The organism is Mesorhizobium sp. M1004 (assembly GCF_040318795.1).
Lineage (GTDB): Bacteria > Pseudomonadota > Alphaproteobacteria > Rhizobiales > Rhizobiaceae > Mesorhizobium.
In genome coordinates this window covers 177,671-194,956 of sequence record NZ_JAMYNB010000005.1, presented here as the reverse complement: position 1 = coordinate 194,956, position 17,286 = coordinate 177,671, and the positions used below count along the sequence as shown (strand labels likewise).

Below are 17,286 nucleotides of genomic sequence, written 5' to 3'. Positions count from 1 at the left end.
AGGGATTGCCCGGGTGGTTGCCGCCGCCGGGGCAAGCCAGCAAGGACTTGCGAGCAAGCATATGGCCGGAAGGGCTGAAGGGGTTAGCCAGAATCTGACGGGCGTCTGGAGCGGGCGCTATTTCTATCCGCGCGAACTGCCGCCGGTTTCCTTCGTTGCAACGCTGATCGAGACGGCAACCAGCTTGACGGGGATGACCCACGAACCGGCGGCGACCAGCACGGCAAGATACGCAAGCCTGCAGGGGCAGCGAGAGGGCAACGCCGTCTCCTTTACCAAGACATACGACAAGGCCCAATTGAAGGCGCACCCGATTCACTACAGCGGCATCATCAACGGTGATGCAACCGAGATCAAAGGCACTTGGCGAATCCCGGGATACTGGTCCGGCAATTTCCTGATGATCCGCTCGCCAGGTAAAGTCGCGGCTGTCACCCGCAAGGTGGCGGAGCGGGTCTGAGCCGTATCTGCCCGGTTCGCCTTTGCAATCATCGATATTTCATTAGCCGGCGTCTCCCTTTTCATTGCTTTCGTTTTCAGCTACAAACAAGAAAAACGAAAACGGGAGGTTCTCAGTGTATTTGTCGCCGCGCCATGCCGAAATCATCCAGATGGCGAAGGACCATGGCCGTGTGCTGGTCGATGGCCTCGCCACGCACTTCAACGTGACGCCGCAGACCATCCGCAAGGACCTCAACGATCTCTGCGATCAGCGGCTGCTGACGCGCATTCATGGCGGGGCCTTGTTCCCGTCCGGCATCGAGAACATGGAGTATGAGGCGCGCCGCAAGATTGCCGCCGACGAGAAGGAGGCGATCGGCCGCGCGGCGGCCAGGCTGATACCCGACAACGCATCTTTGTTCATCAATATCGGCACCACGACCGAGTCGGTCAGCAAGGCGCTGCTTGACCATACCGGGCTCATGGTCATCACCAATAATATCAATGTTGCCAACAGGATGCGCATCTATCCTTCGATCGAGGTGGTAATCGCCGGCGGCGTCGTGCGCGGCTCCGACGGCGGCGTTGTCGGCGAGGCCGCGGTCGATTTTATCAGGCAGTTCAAGGTCGACTATGCGGTGATCGGCGCCTCGGCCATCGACCATGACGGCGCGCTGCTCGATTTCGACTTTCGCGAAGTGAAAGTCGCGCAAGCCATTATCGCCAATGCCAGGCATGTCATCCTGGTCTCCGACCAGACCAAGTTCGAACGAACCGCGCCGGTTCGCATCGGCCATCTCTCGCAGGTCAACACCTTCATTACCGACCATTGCGACATCCCGTCGGTGCGCAAGATCTGCGAGGAAGCGGAGGTTCAATTGATCGAAACGTCGCTCGGCTAAGCTATCGATCACGGTCCCGTTACATTTCGTTTGACATTCGTTCTTATTTCGAAATAATCCCGCTACGGTTTCGTAAAAACCTAAAAATGCTGCAATGCGAAATCGCGGGAGGGCTTTGTGGACGCAGTCCGTGACATCTTCGTCATCGGTGGCGGCATCAATGGCTGCGGCATCGCCCGCGACGCCGTTGGGCGGGGCTTTTCGGTATTTCTGGCCGAGATGAACGATCTTGCCAGCGGAACCTCCTCCGGCTCGACCAAGCTGATCCACGGCGGTCTGCGCTACCTCGAATTCTACGAGTTCCGGCTGGTGCGCGAGGCGCTGATGGAGCGCGAGGTTCTTTGGAAGAACGCGCCGCACATCATCTGGCCGATGCGCTTCGTGCTGCCCTATGCCAAGGGCCTGCGCCCGGCCTGGCTGATCCGGCTCGGCCTGTTCCTCTACGATCATATTGGTGGCCGCAAATTGCTGCCGGCGACCCGAACTCTGGACATGTCCAAGGATCCGGCGGGCAAGCCGCTGAAGCCGCTGTTTCACAAGGCCTTCGAGTACTCGGACGGCTGGGTCAACGATGCCCGGCTGGTGGTGTTGAACGCGCGTGACGCCGCCGACCGCGGCGCCACCATCCGCACCCGCACGAAAGTCGTCGGGGCGCGGCGCGAAGGCGATCTATGGGCGATCCGCGTGGAAGACGTGCGGACGGGAGATGCCGACGAGGTCAAGGCCCGGCTGCTGGTCAATGCCGCCGGTCCATGGGTCGATCACGTCCTGTCGACCACCGTGGGCCAGAACGACGTGCACAATGTGCGCCTGGTGCAGGGCAGTCATATCGTCATCAAAAAGAAGTTCGATGATCCGCGCGCCTACTTCTTCCAGAACAAGGACGGGCGCATCATTTTCGCCATCCCTTACGAGGAAGAATTTACGCTGATCGGCACCACCGATCGCGACTATCCCGGCGATCCGCATGACGTGAAGATCAGCGACACCGAGATCGACTATCTCTGCGCGGCGGCGAGCGAATATTTTGCTGAAGCCGTGACGCGTCCCGACATCGTCTGGACCTATTCGGCCGTGCGCCCGCTCTATGACGACGGTGCTTCGAAGGCGCAGGAAGCGACCCGCGACTATGTGCTGAAAGCCGATGGCGGCGGGGGCAAGGCGCCGATCGTCAACGCTTTCGGCGGCAAGATCACCACCTACCGCCGGTTGTCGGAATCGATGCTGGAAAAGGTCGAAGGTTTTCTCGGCAAGCGCGGCAAGCCGTGGACGGCGAACGCGCCCTTACCAGGCGGCGATTTCTCGGCCACCGGTTTCGACGCCCAGGTGGCGAAGCTGAAGAGCGCCTATCCTTTCCTCGACCAGCGCCTGGCGCGTCGGTTGACCAGGCTTTACGGCACGCGCGCGCAAGTGTTGCTCGGCCTCGCCAAGTCGAACGCCGATCTCGGCCGCAATTTCGGCGCCGATCTCTATGAGGCCGAGGTACGCTACCTCTGCGAAAACGAATGGGCGCTGACCGCCGAAGATGTATTGTGGCGTCGCACCAAGCGCGGTCTGCATCTCAGCCGCGAACAGGCCTCGGCGCTTGACGAATTCATGCGCGGCATAAGCCGGCGCCATGTCGCGGCAGCGGAATAGGGAAGGCGATTGATGCACAAAGCCTGGGAGGAGGCATCATGCTGGAACTGAGAAACGTGACGAAGATGGTCGGCGCGGTGGAGCATATCCGCGACGTGTCGCTGACGCTTCAGCACGGCTCGCTCAACGTTTTGCTCGGGCCGACACTGTCGGGCAAGACCAGCCTGATGCGGCTGATGGCCGGACTCGACGTGCCGACCACCGGTTCAGTCTGGTTCGACGGCCAGAATGTCACCGGCATGCCGGTGCAGCAGCGCAAGATCGCCATGGTCTATCAGCAGTTCATCAACTACCCCGCGATGACCGTCTACGAGAACATCGCCTCGCCGTTGCGCGTCGCCGGCACCGACCAGGCCAAGATCGACAAGGAAGTCCGCAACGCGGCAGGGCTTTTGAAGCTCACACCCTATCTCGACCGCACGCCGCTCAGCCTGTCCGGCGGCCAGCAGCAGCGTACGGCGCTGGCCCGCGCCATCGTCAAGAATGCCAGTCTGGTGCTGCTCGACGAGCCGCTCGCCAACCTCGACTACAAATTGCGCGAGGAGCTGCGCGCCGAACTGCCCAAGATATTTGCCGCCGCCGGCACTATTTTCGTCTACGCCACGACCGAGCCGCATGAAGCCTTGCTGCTCGGCGGCAATACGGCGACGCTGTCCGAGGGGCGGATCACCCAATTCGGGCCGACCATCGACGTCTTCCGCAAGCCGATCGACCTGGTGACGGCGAAAACCTTTGCCGATCCGCCGCTCAACACCATCGTGCTGGCCAAGAAAGGTCCCGATTTCCTTCTCGAGGGCGGCGTCAAGCTGCCGGTACCGGCCGAACTCGCCGGCATTTCCGACGCCAACTACACGATCGGCTTCCAGCCGCATCATCTGTCGCTCGAGCGGCCCAACGCTGCCGCGGTGCCTGTGCGCGCCAAGGTGACGATCACCGAGATCACCGGCTCGGAAAGCTTCATCCATCTCGATTTTGCCGATGCGCGCTGGGTCATGCTGACCCACGGCATCCGCGATTTCGAGCCCGACGCCGAGATCGAGGTGTTTATCGATCCGCGCCACATCATGGTCTTCGACAGCAACGGCAGCGCCGTCGCCGCGCCGAAGCTTGCGGCCTGAGGGGGAAGAGATGGCGCGCATCGACGTCAACCATGTCAGGCACTCCTACCTGCCCAATCCGCAGAAGGATGCCGATTTTGCGCTGCGGGAAGTGCACCACACATTCGAGGATGGCGGCGCCTATGCGCTGCTTGGGCCTTCGGGTTGCGGCAAGACCACGCTGCTCAACATCATTTCGGGACTTCTGCACCCCTCGCACGGTGAGTTGCTGTTCAACGGCAAGGACGTCACCAATCTGTCGACGCAGGAGCGCAACATCGCGCAGGTGTTCCAGTTCCCGGTCATCTACGACACCATGACCGTCTACGACAATCTGGCCTTCCCGCTGCGCAACCGCGGCGTGCCGGAGGCCGATGTCGACCGCAAGGTGCGGGAGACGCTGGAGATGATCGACCTGGAGTCGTGGGCGAAGAAGAAGGCGAGGGGCCTGACCGCCGACCAGAAGCAGAAGATCTCGCTCGGCCGCGGCCTGGTGCGCTCGGATGTCAATGCCATCCTGTTCGACGAACCGCTGACGGTTATCGATCCGCACATGAAGTGGGTGCTGCGCTCGCAGTTGAAGCAACTGCACCGCCGCTTCGGCTACACCATGGTCTATGTCACCCATGACCAGACCGAGGCGCTGACCTTCGCCGACCAGGTCGTCGTCATGTATGATGGCGGCATCGTCCAGATCGGCACGCCGGCCGAATTGTTCGAGCGCCCGCGCCACACATTCGTCGGTTACTTCATCGGCTCGCCCGGCATGAACGTCATGCCGGTGGCGATCGACGGCAAGACCGCGACCATTGGCAGCCAGCGGATCGAGCTGCCCGGCGCGCCAAAGACCGCCGCTGGGAGCTCCGGCGCCATCGAACTCGGCATCCGCCCCGAATATGTCAGGCTCGGCCGTGACGGCATGGCGGTTAAAATCAGCAAGGTCGAGGATCTCGGCCGCCACAAGGTGGTGCGCGCCAGCCTCGAAGGCCGCGAGATCGCTGCCGTCATCGGCGAGGACGAGAGCGTGCCGGCCGACCCAAAGGTTCGTTTCGATCCGGCCGGCATCAACATCTATGCCGATTCCTGGCTGGTTGAGATGGGGCGTGTCGAGATGGGGGCATAGATGGAAAAGACCTGGAACAACAAGGCCTGGTTCCTGGTGCTTCCGGTGCTGGTGCTGGTGGCGTTCTCGGCCGTCATTCCGCTGATGACGGTCGTCAACTATTCGGTGCAGGACACCTTCGGCAACAACGTCTTCTTCTGGGCAGGCACCCAGTGGTTCGAGGAACTGCTGTCGTCCAGCCGCTTCTGGGAAGCGATGGTGCGCAACCTGATCTTCTCCTTCATCATCCTGGCCATCGAAGTGCCGCTCGGCATCTTCATCGCGCTCAACATGCCGAAGAAGGGCTGGGGCGTGCCGGTCTGCCTAGTGCTTATGTCGTTGCCGCTGCTCATTCCGTGGAACGTCGTCGGCACCATCTGGCAGGTCTTCGGCCGCAACGACATCGGCCTGCTCGGCTACTACGTCAACGCGCTCGGCATCGACTACAATTACGTGCAGGATTCGTTCGACGCTTGGGTCACCATCATCATCATGGACGTCTGGCACTGGACCAGCCTTGTCGTGCTGCTCTGCTATGCCGGCCTGGTTTCGATCCCGGATGCCTTCTACCAGGCGGCCAAGATCGACGGCGCCTCGCGCTGGGCGGTGTTCCGTTATATCCAGCTGCCGAAGATGCAGCGTGTGCTTTTGATCGCCGTGCTGTTGCGCTTCATGGATAGCTTCATGATCTACACCGAGCCCTTCGTCGTCACCGGCGGCGGCCCCGGCAACTCGACCACGTTCCTGTCGATCGACCTCGTCAAGACCGCGCTCGGCCAGTTCGACCTCGGTCCGGCGGCCGCCATGTCGCTGGTCTACTTCCTGATCATCCTGTTGTTGTCGTGGGTGTTCTACACCGTGATGACCAACTACGACGCGGAGCGCTGAGATGAGCGGCGCCAACGAAAGAGCCGACAGAGTGAGCGAAACCACCGCTTCGGGAAAATTGGCGAGCACGCTTTCGCAGGATCAGGTCGCCCGGCTGATGCGCAAGCGCGGCGAGGAATCGCGCTGGTGGTGGATCGTGCCGACGATCTACATCATCGTGCTTCTGCTGCCGATCTACTGGCTCATCAACATGAGCTTCAAGACCAATGCCGAGATCGTCTCCTCGCTGACGCTCTATCCGCATCAGCCTACGATCGCCAACTACGTCACTATCTTCACCGATGCGTCCTGGTATTCGGGCTACATCAACTCGATCACCTATGTTGTCATGAACATGGTGATTTCCGTGGCTGCGGCGCTGCCGGCGGCCTACGCCTTTTCGCGCTACCGCTTCCTCGGCGACAAGCATCTGTTCTTCTGGCTGCTGACCAACCGCATGGCGCCGCCGGCGGTGTTCGCGCTGCCGTTCTTCCAGCTCTATTCGGCCTTCGGCCTGATCGACACCCACATCGCGGTGGCGCTGGCGCACTGCCTGTTCAACGTGCCGCTGGCGGTGTGGATCCTCGAAGGCTTCATGTCGGGCGTGCCCAAAGAGATCGACGAAACAGCCTATATTGACGGCTACTCCTTCCCGCGCTTCTTCGTCAGGATATTCATGCCGCTGATCGCCAGTGGCATCGGTGTCGCCTGCTTCTTCTGCTTCATGTTCTCATGGGTCGAGCTTTTGATCGCTCGCACGCTGACGACCACCGATGCCAAGCCCATCGCCGCCACCATGACCCGCACCGTTTCGGCCGCCGGCATGGATTGGGGCCTGCTCGCTGCCGCCGGCGTGCTGACGCTGATCCCCGGCGCGCTCGTCATCTGGTTTGTCCGCAACTACATCGCCAAGGGCTTCGCCCTGGGGAGGGTGTGATGAAACAAAAGCACGGGTTCATCCTCACCACCACCGCCAAGGGCTTTGCCCTGGGGAGGGTGTCACCATGAATCTCGACCTCACCTGGATGGCGTGGACGTGGCCGACGGCGGCGTTCTTCGGCACCATTCTTCTGCTGCTGTGCGGCATGGCGTTTTGGGAATTTGCCTCGCCGGGCGGCAATCCGCGCGTCGGCATCCTGCGCTTCGAGACGACGCGCGGCGACCGTCTTTTTCTGTCGCTGCTTGGCAGCGCCTTTATCCATCTCGCTTGGCTGGGTCTTGTCGGATCCAACCTGTGGTGGGCTCTCGCTCTCTCCGTGGTCTACGCCGTCGGCGTGTTCCGCTACGTATAGAGGGGGAAACTGTTGGATCGACCGCGTGCCGGTGGCCGTTCCAGATCGCACTTGAAACCTAAATGTGGAGGAAACCTATGCGACGGCAATTTTTAACATCAACAACTGCCCTTGTCCTGTTGCTCGGGGTAGGCAACGCCTACGCCGGAATGGATGAGGCCAAGGCGTTTCTGGACAAGGAAATCGGCCCGCTGTCGACGCTCGACCGGGCCGGCCAGGAAGCAGAAATGCAGTGGTTCATCGATGCCGCGAAGCCTTTCGCCGGCATGGACATCAAGGTCGTGTCCGAAACCATCGCCACCCACCAGTATGAATCGCAGGTGCTGGCGCCGGCCTTTACCGCCATCACTGGCATCAAGATCACGCATGACGTCATCCAGGAAGGCGACGTCGTCGAGAAGATCCAGACCCAGATGCAGACCGGCCAGAACCTTTATGACGGCTGGGTCAACGATTCCGACCTGATCGGCACCCACTGGCGCTACCAGCAGGTCCGCAACCTGACCGACTGGATGGCGGGCGAGGGCAAGGACGTTACCAATCCGAACCTCGACCTGAAGGATTTTATCGGCACCTCCTTCACCACCGCGCCGGACAAGAAGCTCTATCAGCTGCCCGACCAGCAGTTCGCCAACCTCTACTGGTTCCGTTACGACTGGTTCAACGACGAGAAGAACAAGGCCGACTTCAAGGCGAAATACGGCTACGACCTCGGCGTTCCCGTCAACTGGTCGGCCTATGAGGACATCGCGGAGTTCTTCACCGGCCGCGAGATCGACGGCAAGAAGGTCTATGGCCACATGGACTACGGCAAGAAGGACCCGTCGCTCGGCTGGCGGTTCACTGATGCCTGGCTGTCGATGGCCGGCAACGGCGACAAGGGCCTGCCGAACGGCCTGCCGGTCGACGAATGGGGCATCAAGGTCAACGAGAAATCACAGCCGGTCGGCTCCTGCACGGCGCGCGGCGGCGACACCAACGGCCCGGCTGCCGTCTACTCGATCCAGAAATACCTCGACTGGCTGAAGGCCTACGCTCCGGCCGAAGCCCAGGGCATGACCTTCTCCGAATCCGGCCCGGTGCCGGCACAGGGTGCGGTCGCGCAGCAGATATTCTGGTACACCGCCTTCACCGCTTCGATGGTCGACGCCGGCGCCAAGGCGGTGCTGAACGACGACGGAACGCCGAAGTGGCGCATGGCCCCGTCGCCGCATGGCGTCTACTGGAAGGACGGCATGAAGCTCGGCTATCAGGACGTGGGTTCCTGGACGCTGATGAAGTCGACGCCGACCGACCGCGCCAAGGCCGCCTGGCTCTACGCGCAGTTCGTGACCTCGAAGACGGTCGACGTGAAGAAGAGCCATGTCGGCTTGACCTTCATCCGCGAAAGCACGATCCACGACAAGAGCTTCACCGAACGTGCGCCGAAGCTCGGTGGTCTGATCGAGTTCTACCGCTCGCCGGCCCGCGTTCAGTGGTCGCCGACCGGCACCAACGTGCCCGATTATCCGAAGCTGGCACAGCTCTGGTGGCAGGCGATCGGCGATGCCTCGTCCGGCGCCAAGACGGCGCAGGAAGCCATGGACTCGCTCTGCGCCGAGCAGGAAAAAGTCATGACCCGCATCGAGAAGTCGGGCGTCCAGGGCGATATCGGCCCGAAGATGGCCGAAGAGCATGACCTCGCCTACTGGAACGCCGACGCGGTCAAGAACGGCAATCTCGCGCCTCAGCTGAAGATCGAGAACGAGAAGGAAAAGCCGATCACCATCAACTACGACGAACTGGTGAAGAGCTGGCAGAAGTAATCTTGGCGTACGCGCCAGGATCATAGTGAACGGGGAGGCGGCATCTTGCCGTCTCCCCTGTTTGTATAGGCGAGCTACCGGGAGGACTAATGACCGGATACATCCTTGCAATCGACCAGGGTACGACATCGACCAGGGCGATCCTGTTCGACGGCGCGATGAAGGTCGCCGGCAGCAAGCAGCAGGAATTCACGCAGCATTATCCTGCCTCCGGCTGGGTCGAGCATGATCCGGAAGAGATCTGGGCAAGCGTCGTCGCGACGGTCAAAGGCGCGCTGAAGGCCGCCGGCCGCGAGGCCTCGGATGTGGCGGCGATCGGCATCACCAACCAGCGCGAAACCGTCGTCATCTGGGACAAGGCGACCGGCAAGCCGATCCACAATGCCATCGTCTGGCAGGACCGCCGCACCGCGCCGCTGTGCCAGAAGCTGAAAAAACACGGCCTGGAGAAAAAGTTCACCAAAAAGACCGGCCTGCTGCTCGATCCCTATTTCTCCGGCACCAAGATCGCCTGGATGCTGGACAAGGTAAACGGTGCGAGAAAGCGCGCCGAAAAGGGCGAACTGCTCGCCGGCACTATCGACAGTTTTTTGATCTGGCGGCTGACCGGCGGCAAGGTGCATGCGACGGATGCCACCAACGCCTCGCGCACGCTGGTCTATAACATCGAGAAAAATGTCTGGGACGACGAGCTGCTCTCCATCCTGCGCATCCCGGTGGCGATGCTGCCTGAGGTCAAGGATTGCGCCGACGACTACGGCGTGACGGAAAAAAGCCTGTTTGGCGCCGAAATCAAAATCCTTGGCGTGGCCGGCGATCAGCACGCAGCGACCATAGGCCAGGCCTGTTTCGAGCCAGGCATGATGAAATCGACCTATGGCACCGGCTGCTTTGCGCTGCTCAACACCGGCGCCGATCTAGTGCGCTCGAAGAACCGGCTGTTGACCACCATCGCCTATCGGCTGAACGGCAAGACTACCTATGCCTTGGAAGGCTCGATCTTCATCGCGGGTGCCGCCGTGCAATGGCTGCGCGACGGCATCAAGGTGATCGGCAAGGCCGAGCATAGCGGCGTTTTGGCGGCAACCGCCGACCCCACGCAGAACGTCTATCTGGTGCCGGCTTTCGTCGGTCTCGGCGCGCCGCATTGGGACGCCGAGGCGCGTGGCGCGATCTTCGGGCTGACCCGCAACTCTGGCCCGGCGGAGTTCGCCCGCGCGGCGCTGGAATCCGTCGCCTACCAGACGCGCGATCTCCTCGACGCCATGCGCAAGGACTGGAAGGGGGCGTCGGCCAAAACCGTGCTTCGCGTCGACGGCGGCATGGTGGCCTCCGACTGGACCATGCAGCGGCTGGCCGATATCCTCGATGCGCCGGTCGATCGCCCGACCATTCTGGAGACGACGGCGCTGGGTGCGGCGTGGCTTGCCGGCTCGAAAGCAGGCGTGTGGCCGAAGGCGAAGGATTTTGCCAAGAGCTGGGCGCTCGAGCGCCGCTTCAAGCCGGACATGGATGCCACGGTGCGCTCGGCAAAGCTCGCGGGCTGGCGCAATGCGGTGCGCCGGACGCTGAGCGCGCGGTAGTAAATCATGGCGGGGGAAGGGGATGAATCCACACTGGTATGGGGCCTGGCGCGACGAGGCTGTCGAACAATTGGATGCAAAGAATGCACGCTTGCAGCAGGAGTTCCGACTCGGCAGTTGGCCTCGCTATGACTATGATCTGACAGAAGGAAAGCTTCTGTTCTCGGACAACGGCATCACCAAGGTCGTCGCCGAAATCCAAATCGCCGGATCGACGAGTGCCAAGGCCAGCAACTGGCTCTGGGCTTGGGCAAATTCAAACCTGCCTGGCGACCTGCTTGCCGACGCAGAGCTGGTTCGGTCTTTCGGACAGGAGCATTCCATTGATGAGCTGGCTCAACCCTATGCGATAGATTTGAACAACGACTTGGAAGTGCTCGGCTGGAAAATGACCGCAGCTGCGGTTCGAATCTGCAACGGCCTCGGCGCATACCGTTCTCCGCGTGGTGAAGGCGGAGCCCTGTATCTGATCTTCAAGAGCGTCAATTGGGCCAGCTAATCCGCCGCGCCCGTACCCAAGCAACCTACGGAAAAGCCCGCGCCGTTGCCGGCGCAGGCTTTTCTACTCAACACTTGGTACCAACTCAGCTCAATAGGGCGAATTGCACTGTTGACGCGGGCCGTAATTGGGCTGGAATGTGTTGTCCGAAGCGCGGTACGACCGATAGCGGTCGTAGCACCACTGCACATGGGCATCGCCGCGGTTGTTCTCGCTGTTGACGATCGCACCGGTGATCAAGGCGCCGGTGGCGAAGGCAGCCAGCGGGAACCAGTAGTCGCCGTGACGGCGATAGCCGCGGTGATATTCGCGATAGCCGCGATGGCCATTCCAATAGCTGCCGCCATCATTGTTGCGCGAGAACTGGCGGCCTACGCGGAAATCGCGATTGCCGGAATTGCGGTTGCCATGGCGCATCCACCGCCAGTTGTCATGACGAGAATCGCTCACATTCACGATGTCGGACGAAGTTGCTGATGACTGGGGCACGAACATCTGGGCGGCATTGGCCGGCATAGCGGCGGCCGCGGCAAACGAAATTGACAGGGTGGTCGCCAGTAGACCCGTTGCGATCTTGTTCATGATCTTCTCCTTGAAGGGTGGTTGACGTCCCTTGTGAGACGAAAACGGCCCGCTCGTGCGATGGTTCCCACCAAAACAGTAAGTTGCTGATTTGTAATGTTTCTCGAATTCGGCGCGTGAGAAAAGGCGCGTCTCGCGCGCCAACAGATCGAAGCGGCGACCACGTTGCGGGAGCGGCTCACCGGGCTGGTGACGACGCAATTTGCGGCGCGTCTGGCGATGGCTGAAACCCCGGTCGAAGGGCCATCTTTTTCCGGTTGACCGGTCGCGGCACTCTCCCTATGTTCCGCGCAATTTCGAGGGCGGCCTTTAGAGCCCGCGGGAGCGCGTAGCTCAGCCGGTAGAGCAACTGACTTTTAATCAGTAGGTCTCGGGTTCGAACCCCGACGCGCTCACCAACAACACCAAGCACTTAGCGCAGAAATCCGGCAATTTTCATGCGCCACGACGGTTACCGAAATTACCAGCGTTTCCGGGCGTTGCCTTGGGTTTCCTGCCGTTAGCGGGGAATCGATGGCGCACAAATGGCGCACGAGAGAGCCTGCTCGCCCAAAAACGCACGGCCTGCGAGACTCAGATGTCGGACATTTTTTTCGCGTTTCGAAGCGAATAGGGATACATTGATTTTTCCCGAGTGTTTTTTAGGCGGGGTTCAGTTCCAAAACTGGTGGGGGACATTCCGTGAATAGAACTACTTTACTCCTCGCCGTGGTCTTGTCTGTCTGTCTTTTCAACGGCTGTGTCAGTCGGACTGTGAAAAAGGAACCCATATGGCACGTCGACCCTTACACACCAATAGAACCTCATGGGGCTAGGCAATTTGAACAAATAACTGATGATACAAAGAACGAGATCAAGAATAGTAATTCGCGAATAGCCTACCGGTTGTGCTTGTTTCAAAATTCGGATTGGGCCGATATGTACAATGGCTTTGATGATATACACAATATAGAATACTATGGTCGATTAAGACCAAATAACTGTGTAGATATAGATCAAAAGTTAATTTACACCAATCATGTTTGTTCTAAGTTCGGGTGCGATTGGCTTTATAGAGTAGCGAGGCACGAAGGAGACACGAAATATACTGACAGGCACATAGTCGCCGGTTGGTATGGTCTAGTTCGTGATGTTAACAAGACGCACGTCGGAGTGCATACAGCTACCGGTTATTATGATGGTGCGATTGTCCAACGAGATCACACTGTCACCTATATGGTCTGTTCGCAGAGCGAAAACGCGAAAGTGGTAGTTGACGACTTTGATGGAGGAACGAAGTCTGTCGTTCCACTTCATGGATGTGCCGTTGTGGAGGGTAAATACATGTATTTGACGGGTAGTTATGGACTGGTGGCATCTTATCAATCGTTAGAGCACGATGAAACGAAACGTGTTCGAAAAGCTAGAGGAGGCCACCGTTAACAGTTCCTTCGCAAGACGATGCCAAGAACTTAGCTCTTGTGCGAAACCGCGAAGCGGTACTCGGGACAAACCGTGGCGAACTTGACCGCTCCGCTTCAGATCAGAGTTAGTCGCTAACCACCCCCCGACAAAGCCCCGTCTCATGCAGCAAGCACCGCAAGCACGGCGGGCTGCCCACAACGACGTCGACCAGGCTATCCGCCAGGATCATCCTATCCCTGTTCGGATCCACGTCCATAAACGACCGCACGCCGTAAACCTCGCGGCCCTTGCTGGTCCTAACCCGTCCCATGACTAGCGACGGCATGCTCTGGTCTTTGTGTGAAATGCACTGGCCTAGTTTGAAGCGCCAGGAGACGACAGGCTGTTCGGCGGCAATAACAATAGCGTTCATTTCAGTTCTCCAGTTGGGCCTCTCCAAGGCCGCGCCGGATGGCCGGCAGCCGGGGGAGAGAGGCGACTGGAGATCGCTGGCAAGCTTTTAGGCGCTTAGCCTTGGACATGGCTTGCCACCCCGGCCAAGAGGATCTTGGTCCGCCGCTGCTTCGACCTTTTTTGCAGATAACCCCTTACCCTTGCCGCAAAGCATGGCCGAGAATCGATGGGTACGCAAGTATCTTTAAGCTTTTATTTTTCAGTCTTGAAGTCGACAAGGCGCTTTCGCCTAGTAACAAGGCGAAAGCGCCTTAACTGTCAATACCGGTTATGCGAAAGCGCCTAATCTTTACTGTGAGAATCCATATGGACTCCAGCGTTGTTCTGTGGAATCCATACGTATCTGAGCGAGGGAAAGATGCCACCATGAAGCACGACCATATCTTCGATGAACTTGCCCAAGCCATCAGAGCGCCCCGCCAGGACGTATGGCGCCCAGTCCGCGCCTTTGCCATCGATATGGCAGGCAAGCTGTTCCTGGGCCTCGCAATTGGCCTTGGCGTCGGCATTGGGATGGCGCTGGCAGGTTAGCGTAGATCTGCCCCGGCGATGCGCCGCGTGAATGCCCGCTCGACTCCAGCAACAGCCTCATCCTTCGTTTCGACTGATCCGCGCGCGCCGCCGTCATGGCACGTCCAGAACCAAGTGCCTGCGGCTGGGCCGTGCATCGTCTTCATGATGCGGCCGACCTTTTCCTGCTGGAACGCTGCGGCGAAATCGAAGGGCGCCGTCTGCCCTCCTATGACGGTCCGCGACCATGCCAGCCAAACGCGAGCACCTCGGCCGAGCACGAACTTGAACGCCTCGTCCTGTTTCTCGAACGTCTGGAGGATCGCGCTTCCGTCGAGGACCTGAAAACCCCGTTGATAGGCGAAACGGACGGTGAGGCGATCTGCTGGCATGGCTCCGATATAGCGTTCAATCTTCCTAAGGCGCTACCCAGCCATAGAAATGGCCGGTGCGTCTTTGGGTCTGTGGGGGGCCGCACCGGCCACTGCGGGAAGATAGTGGCCCCGCATTGCCTAAGATACGAGCATATTAGCAATCACGCAATTAACCATGTGGCGCTGCCCGGTCGAAACTCAGGCAATGCCCCCTTGAAGGCTCAAACGAGAGGACAAGCTAATAACCGTCTGGGAGTTGCGGGCATGGACGACGGTATGGGCGAGCATCTTGAGGTTTTCGACCTTGACGCTTTGCGCAAGGCTTTTCTTGAATTCGTAGAAGAGCATAAAACCACGGATCATCCTGAGTGGGGCGATCTCGCCAAGCTCTTCCTCGAAAAACAACGAGAGGGGCACCAAGAACCGGACCCTTCCCAAGCTCCCGTGAGGGGGTGAACCTGGCAGTAGGCGTCACCGTCATCTTGTCGTCTATCAGCGATTGAAAGGTCCAGCCTTTTGCCATCTGGTCCCCATATCGCGGCGCGCTCACTCGTCGCTGGCCGGAGTCAATTCCAGCTCGGCCGGGGATAGGCCTTGTAGCAACTGGCTCAGCCGAAATTCGTCGACCCAATAGGCCTCGCCATCGACCAGCACACGAGCGCTATAGCTACCGCCGGAATAGCTCTGCCCGGTTATGTAGACCTTGTGGCGATCAAGGGCCTTGCGCACCGCAGCGCGCTTGGAATTCTGGCTAGAAGCGGGATTGGCCACGGACTCATTACTCATCCAAAACATGGCCCGCGCCCATTGGCAGTGCGGGCGCGGGTCGACCAAGCTTTGGAGCCTTGGCCAGCAGCCGGGAAGTGAGGCCGACCTGGCTGCCGTACGTGAAACTGGCCGGGGGGCAGCGAAGTTCCGAGTGGAAACAAAAAACCCCGCCGGTTGGCGGATTGTGCTGAAACATTAGCAACCTCTTGACGGTGCTGCCGCCCGCTCCAGAATCCTCTTATGGCTCGGGGTATCAAGGTAGGCGACGAGGTCGCCGTCACGGCGGTGGTCCGCGGTCGGGTGACACCCGATCGCATAAGCGTGACGATTCCCTCCTACGACTTCCCGCATTCTGTTGTGGATTCGACTTCGAAGGCTGTGATTGGCCAGCATATGGAATTAATCGGCCCGGTCACGCGCATAGACGGCGACAAGGTGACCGTCAGCCTCCGGCCATTGGTGACCGTCGACGCCAAGCACGTGCGCCCGGTCGAAAACCATGCGGCGCCGAAGCGGAAGGCGCGGCTTGTCGATAAGGCTTAGATCCCATATGGCGGGGAGCGTTGGGCGCGTCCTTGTGCCAGCGCAGGGATGATGATTTGCTGCGATTCAACAAAGCGAGGGAACGCCATGGCGGACACCGTTATGAAGGCTCCGGTTCTGGATGTAGTTTTAGCATCGGGGATCGACGCCGCCGTAGGCACGGTGTCGGTCACATTTGGATCAATCGACACAAAGAGATTCCAACTCGATTTCTCCGCACAATGTGTTCCTTTGGCAATCGCTGCCCTCTCGGCCGAGATGGGGAAGCTCGTCGCCACTCTTCCTGCTGAAATGACACCAAAACTGCAGGGCATTTCCATAACGAGCACGCAGTTGGCGATGAAAGAGGACGGCACAGTAGCCATCTTCCTCCGATTGGAGAGTGGAGCGGAACTGCCGCTTGATTTTCGATTGGATGACCTTACCCGGCTGCGTCAACAAATAGACGAAGCGGTTACACTCGCCGATCGAAAGACCCACCACTGATAAGCGCTGTGAGCGATAGGGCACGGTGCCGATGCGGCCACCTTAGTTGCAACAAACAGCGACATGGCGCGTTGAGGATCATTCGCGGGATGGAGCTTCAAAAATGGATGCAACAACGGCTGCTTTGCTGGTTTTGCTTTCTTGCAACCCCAGCCAGGAAGTGTGCAAACCACTCGATATATCGCCGGCCATGTTTGGATCGCTTGGTACGTGCCAGTTGACGTTGGCCAGGAGGCTCGCGGACGCGCCGAACGGGGAGATTGTCGGACGATGCCGTTCGATCGACCCAACCGTGACAGGTTCCGTGCCAGCCGGGTACAAAATGATTGTCGTTACGCGAGGTAGAGGGGTGGACGCGGTGAGCAGTCGCTACATCGTGCCGCGCGTTGACTGACGCCCGCAACATCGCTCCCGACCCCTGAGAAGATCGCGCCGTGTCAATGGCAATCTCGCGCAGCCGCTGGCCGCTCAGTATCTAGTATGAATTGGCGTCTGCCAGTCCTGGCGTTTGTTGGCGCCGGGGGCCGTTCTCCGGCCGATTCGACAGAACAGCTCCCTTCTGGTTTAGTGATCCGGAGGGATTTTCAACATGCGGTTGCTTTCTTTCGCGGTACTGGCCGGCGCCTGCACTTTGGCAGCTTGCGCCGACTACATGAGCCATCACGATTCCGTCACACTCGGCCTGGGCGACGCTATGCTGGCAAATCAGGCGGTTCAAACTGTCGACCCTTTCCCTCCTGACGCGCAGAACACGAGGATCGAGGGCGACGGACGCCGCGTCGCCGCAGCGATGGGCTTTAGGCAGAAGCCCGGCGGTGGCGGTGGATATACTGGCCCCTGCCTCAATCCGAGTGATACCGCCTCGGACGGCTCCAGATGCGGTGACCGGGCGGCAACCGAAAAGCCGGGCGGCGCCTTCTAGCCGGCGGCCGCCTAATCT

The 17,286-nt window shown here is 59.9% G+C and carries 19 protein-coding genes and 1 tRNA gene; 17 read left to right on the top strand and 3 right to left on the bottom strand.

The window, feature by feature from the left end:
• Positions 1-13: 13 nt before the first annotated feature.
• From NKH54_RS12510 to NKH54_RS12460, 11 genes are all read left to right on the top strand, one after another.
• Positions 14-460 (top strand): hypothetical protein, encoded by a 447-nt coding sequence (locus tag NKH54_RS12510; protein WP_023754895.1) that lies wholly within the window; start codon positions 14-16, stop codon positions 458-460.
• A 115-nt stretch (positions 461-575) separates the two neighbouring features.
• Entirely contained in the window at positions 576-1,343 is a 768-nt protein-coding gene (locus NKH54_RS12505) for a DeoR/GlpR family DNA-binding transcription regulator (RefSeq protein ID WP_023822227.1), read from the top strand.
• 117 nt (positions 1,344-1,460) lie between these two features.
• Positions 1,461-2,981 carry a glycerol-3-phosphate dehydrogenase gene (gene glpD, locus NKH54_RS12500; RefSeq protein ID WP_353028310.1) on the top strand — a complete coding sequence of 507 codons (1,521 nt, stop codon included), beginning with the start codon at positions 1,461-1,463 and terminating at the stop codon, positions 2,979-2,981.
• 38 nt (positions 2,982-3,019) lie between these two features.
• On the top strand, positions 3,020-4,099 hold the full coding sequence (locus NKH54_RS12495; RefSeq protein ID WP_023696518.1) for an ABC transporter ATP-binding protein: 1,080 nt from the start codon (positions 3,020-3,022) through the stop codon (positions 4,097-4,099).
• Positions 4,100-4,109: 10 nt separating this feature from the next.
• On the top strand, positions 4,110-5,201 hold the full coding sequence (locus NKH54_RS12490; protein ID WP_023684651.1) for an ABC transporter ATP-binding protein: 1,092 nt from the start codon (positions 4,110-4,112) through the stop codon (positions 5,199-5,201).
• A complete protein-coding gene (locus NKH54_RS12485; RefSeq protein WP_023712374.1) occupies positions 5,202-6,068 on the top strand; it encodes a carbohydrate ABC transporter permease in 867 nt (288 codons plus the stop codon).
• Position 6,069: 1 nt separating this feature from the next.
• Positions 6,070-6,984 carry a carbohydrate ABC transporter permease gene (locus NKH54_RS12480; protein ID WP_023670976.1) on the top strand — a complete coding sequence of 305 codons (915 nt, stop codon included), beginning with the start codon at positions 6,070-6,072 and terminating at the stop codon, positions 6,982-6,984.
• 67 nt (positions 6,985-7,051) lie between these two features.
• Positions 7,052-7,339 (top strand): DUF2160 domain-containing protein, encoded by a 288-nt coding sequence (locus NKH54_RS12475; RefSeq protein ID WP_023670977.1) that lies wholly within the window; start codon positions 7,052-7,054, stop codon positions 7,337-7,339.
• A gap of 77 nt (positions 7,340-7,416) precedes the next feature.
• Complete coding sequence (locus NKH54_RS12470; RefSeq protein WP_023670978.1) at positions 7,417-9,144, top strand: ABC transporter substrate-binding protein; 1,728 nt, start codon at positions 7,417-7,419, stop codon at positions 9,142-9,144.
• 89 nt (positions 9,145-9,233) lie between these two features.
• Complete coding sequence (glpK, locus tag NKH54_RS12465; protein ID WP_023706204.1) at positions 9,234-10,727, top strand: glycerol kinase GlpK; 1,494 nt, start codon at positions 9,234-9,236, stop codon at positions 10,725-10,727.
• 22 nt (positions 10,728-10,749) lie between these two features.
• Entirely contained in the window at positions 10,750-11,226 is a 477-nt protein-coding gene (locus tag NKH54_RS12460; RefSeq protein WP_023684656.1) for a DUF6882 domain-containing protein, read from the top strand.
• A 90-nt stretch (positions 11,227-11,316) separates the two neighbouring features.
• On the opposite strand, the gene NKH54_RS12455 is transcribed toward NKH54_RS12460, so the two are convergent.
• Positions 11,317-11,808 carry a BA14K family protein gene (locus NKH54_RS12455; protein ID WP_023706205.1) on the bottom strand — a complete coding sequence of 164 codons (492 nt, stop codon included), beginning with the start codon at positions 11,806-11,808 and terminating at the stop codon, positions 11,317-11,319.
• 322 nt (positions 11,809-12,130) lie between these two features.
• Between NKH54_RS12455 and NKH54_RS12450 the strand changes: the two genes are divergently transcribed.
• Positions 12,131-12,206 (top strand) — tRNA-Lys (locus NKH54_RS12450).
• Between the two features lie 1,825 nt (positions 12,207-14,031).
• Positions 14,032-14,196: a hypothetical protein gene (locus NKH54_RS12445; RefSeq protein ID WP_353028309.1), complete on the top strand. Its 165-nt coding sequence runs from the start codon at positions 14,032-14,034 to the stop codon at positions 14,194-14,196.
• Here NKH54_RS12445 and NKH54_RS12440 read toward each other — a convergent pair.
• Positions 14,193-14,567, bottom strand: a complete 375-nt coding sequence (locus tag NKH54_RS12440) for a hypothetical protein (protein ID WP_353028308.1) — start codon at positions 14,565-14,567, stop codon at positions 14,193-14,195. The genes NKH54_RS12445 and NKH54_RS12440 overlap by 4 nt on opposite strands.
• Positions 14,568-14,813: 246 nt before the next feature.
• Between NKH54_RS12440 and NKH54_RS12435 the strand changes: the two genes are divergently transcribed.
• A complete protein-coding gene (locus tag NKH54_RS12435; RefSeq protein ID WP_353028307.1) occupies positions 14,814-15,005 on the top strand; it encodes a hypothetical protein in 192 nt (63 codons plus the stop codon).
• A gap of 90 nt (positions 15,006-15,095) precedes the next feature.
• Here the strand turns inward: NKH54_RS12435 and NKH54_RS12430 are convergent, their stop codons facing one another.
• Positions 15,096-15,335 carry a hypothetical protein gene (locus NKH54_RS12430; RefSeq protein ID WP_502907509.1) on the bottom strand — a complete coding sequence of 80 codons (240 nt, stop codon included), beginning with the start codon at positions 15,333-15,335 and terminating at the stop codon, positions 15,096-15,098.
• 222 nt (positions 15,336-15,557) lie between these two features.
• On the opposite strand from NKH54_RS12430, the gene NKH54_RS12425 reads away from it, so the two are divergent.
• The 3 genes from NKH54_RS12425 (at position 15,558) to NKH54_RS12415 (ending at position 17,268) form a co-directional block, all read left to right on the top strand.
• Positions 15,558-15,860 carry a hypothetical protein gene (locus NKH54_RS12425; RefSeq protein WP_353028306.1) on the top strand — a complete coding sequence of 101 codons (303 nt, stop codon included), beginning with the start codon at positions 15,558-15,560 and terminating at the stop codon, positions 15,858-15,860.
• A gap of 87 nt (positions 15,861-15,947) precedes the next feature.
• The gene (locus NKH54_RS12420; RefSeq protein WP_353028305.1) at positions 15,948-16,346 is read left to right on the top strand and encodes a hypothetical protein; all 399 of its coding nucleotides are present in this window, start codon (positions 15,948-15,950) and stop codon (positions 16,344-16,346) included.
• 589 nt (positions 16,347-16,935) lie between these two features.
• Positions 16,936-17,268, top strand: a complete 333-nt coding sequence (locus tag NKH54_RS12415; RefSeq protein WP_353028304.1) for a hypothetical protein — start codon at positions 16,936-16,938, stop codon at positions 17,266-17,268.
• The last annotated feature ends 18 nt before the right edge of the window (positions 17,269-17,286 follow it).

Excerpts from the sequence above, each read along its gene's own strand:
- NKH54_RS12435 (WP_353028307.1), top strand. The coding sequence starts at position 14,814 with ATGGACGACGGTATGGGCGAGCATCTTGAGGTTTTCGACCTTGACGCT.
- NKH54_RS12475 (WP_023670977.1), top strand. The coding sequence starts at position 7,052 with ATGAATCTCGACCTCACCTGGATGGCGTGGACGTGGCCGACGGCGGCG.
- NKH54_RS12420 (WP_353028305.1), top strand. The coding sequence starts at position 15,948 with ATGGCGGACACCGTTATGAAGGCTCCGGTTCTGGATGTAGTTTTAGCA.
- glpK (WP_023706204.1), top strand. The coding sequence starts at position 9,234 with ATGACCGGATACATCCTTGCAATCGACCAGGGTACGACATCGACCAGG.
- NKH54_RS12495 (WP_023696518.1), top strand. The coding sequence starts at position 3,020 with ATGCTGGAACTGAGAAACGTGACGAAGATGGTCGGCGCGGTGGAGCAT.
- NKH54_RS12470 (WP_023670978.1), top strand. The coding sequence starts at position 7,417 with ATGCGACGGCAATTTTTAACATCAACAACTGCCCTTGTCCTGTTGCTC.
- NKH54_RS12430 (WP_502907509.1), bottom strand. The coding sequence starts at position 15,335 with ATGAGTAATGAGTCCGTGGCCAATCCCGCTTCTAGCCAGAATTCCAAG.
- NKH54_RS12425 (WP_353028306.1), top strand. The coding sequence starts at position 15,558 with ATGGCTCGGGGTATCAAGGTAGGCGACGAGGTCGCCGTCACGGCGGTG.
- NKH54_RS12415 (WP_353028304.1), top strand. The coding sequence starts at position 16,936 with ATGCGGTTGCTTTCTTTCGCGGTACTGGCCGGCGCCTGCACTTTGGCA.
- NKH54_RS12460 (WP_023684656.1), top strand. The coding sequence starts at position 10,750 with ATGAATCCACACTGGTATGGGGCCTGGCGCGACGAGGCTGTCGAACAA.
- NKH54_RS12490 (WP_023684651.1), top strand. The coding sequence starts at position 4,110 with ATGGCGCGCATCGACGTCAACCATGTCAGGCACTCCTACCTGCCCAAT.
- NKH54_RS12455 (WP_023706205.1), bottom strand. The coding sequence starts at position 11,808 with ATGAACAAGATCGCAACGGGTCTACTGGCGACCACCCTGTCAATTTCG.
- NKH54_RS12440 (WP_353028308.1), bottom strand. The coding sequence starts at position 14,567 with ATGCCAGCAGATCGCCTCACCGTCCGTTTCGCCTATCAACGGGGTTTT.
- NKH54_RS12485 (WP_023712374.1), top strand. The coding sequence starts at position 5,202 with ATGGAAAAGACCTGGAACAACAAGGCCTGGTTCCTGGTGCTTCCGGTG.
- NKH54_RS12445 (WP_353028309.1), top strand. The coding sequence starts at position 14,032 with ATGAAGCACGACCATATCTTCGATGAACTTGCCCAAGCCATCAGAGCG.
- NKH54_RS12480 (WP_023670976.1), top strand. The coding sequence starts at position 6,070 with ATGAGCGGCGCCAACGAAAGAGCCGACAGAGTGAGCGAAACCACCGCT.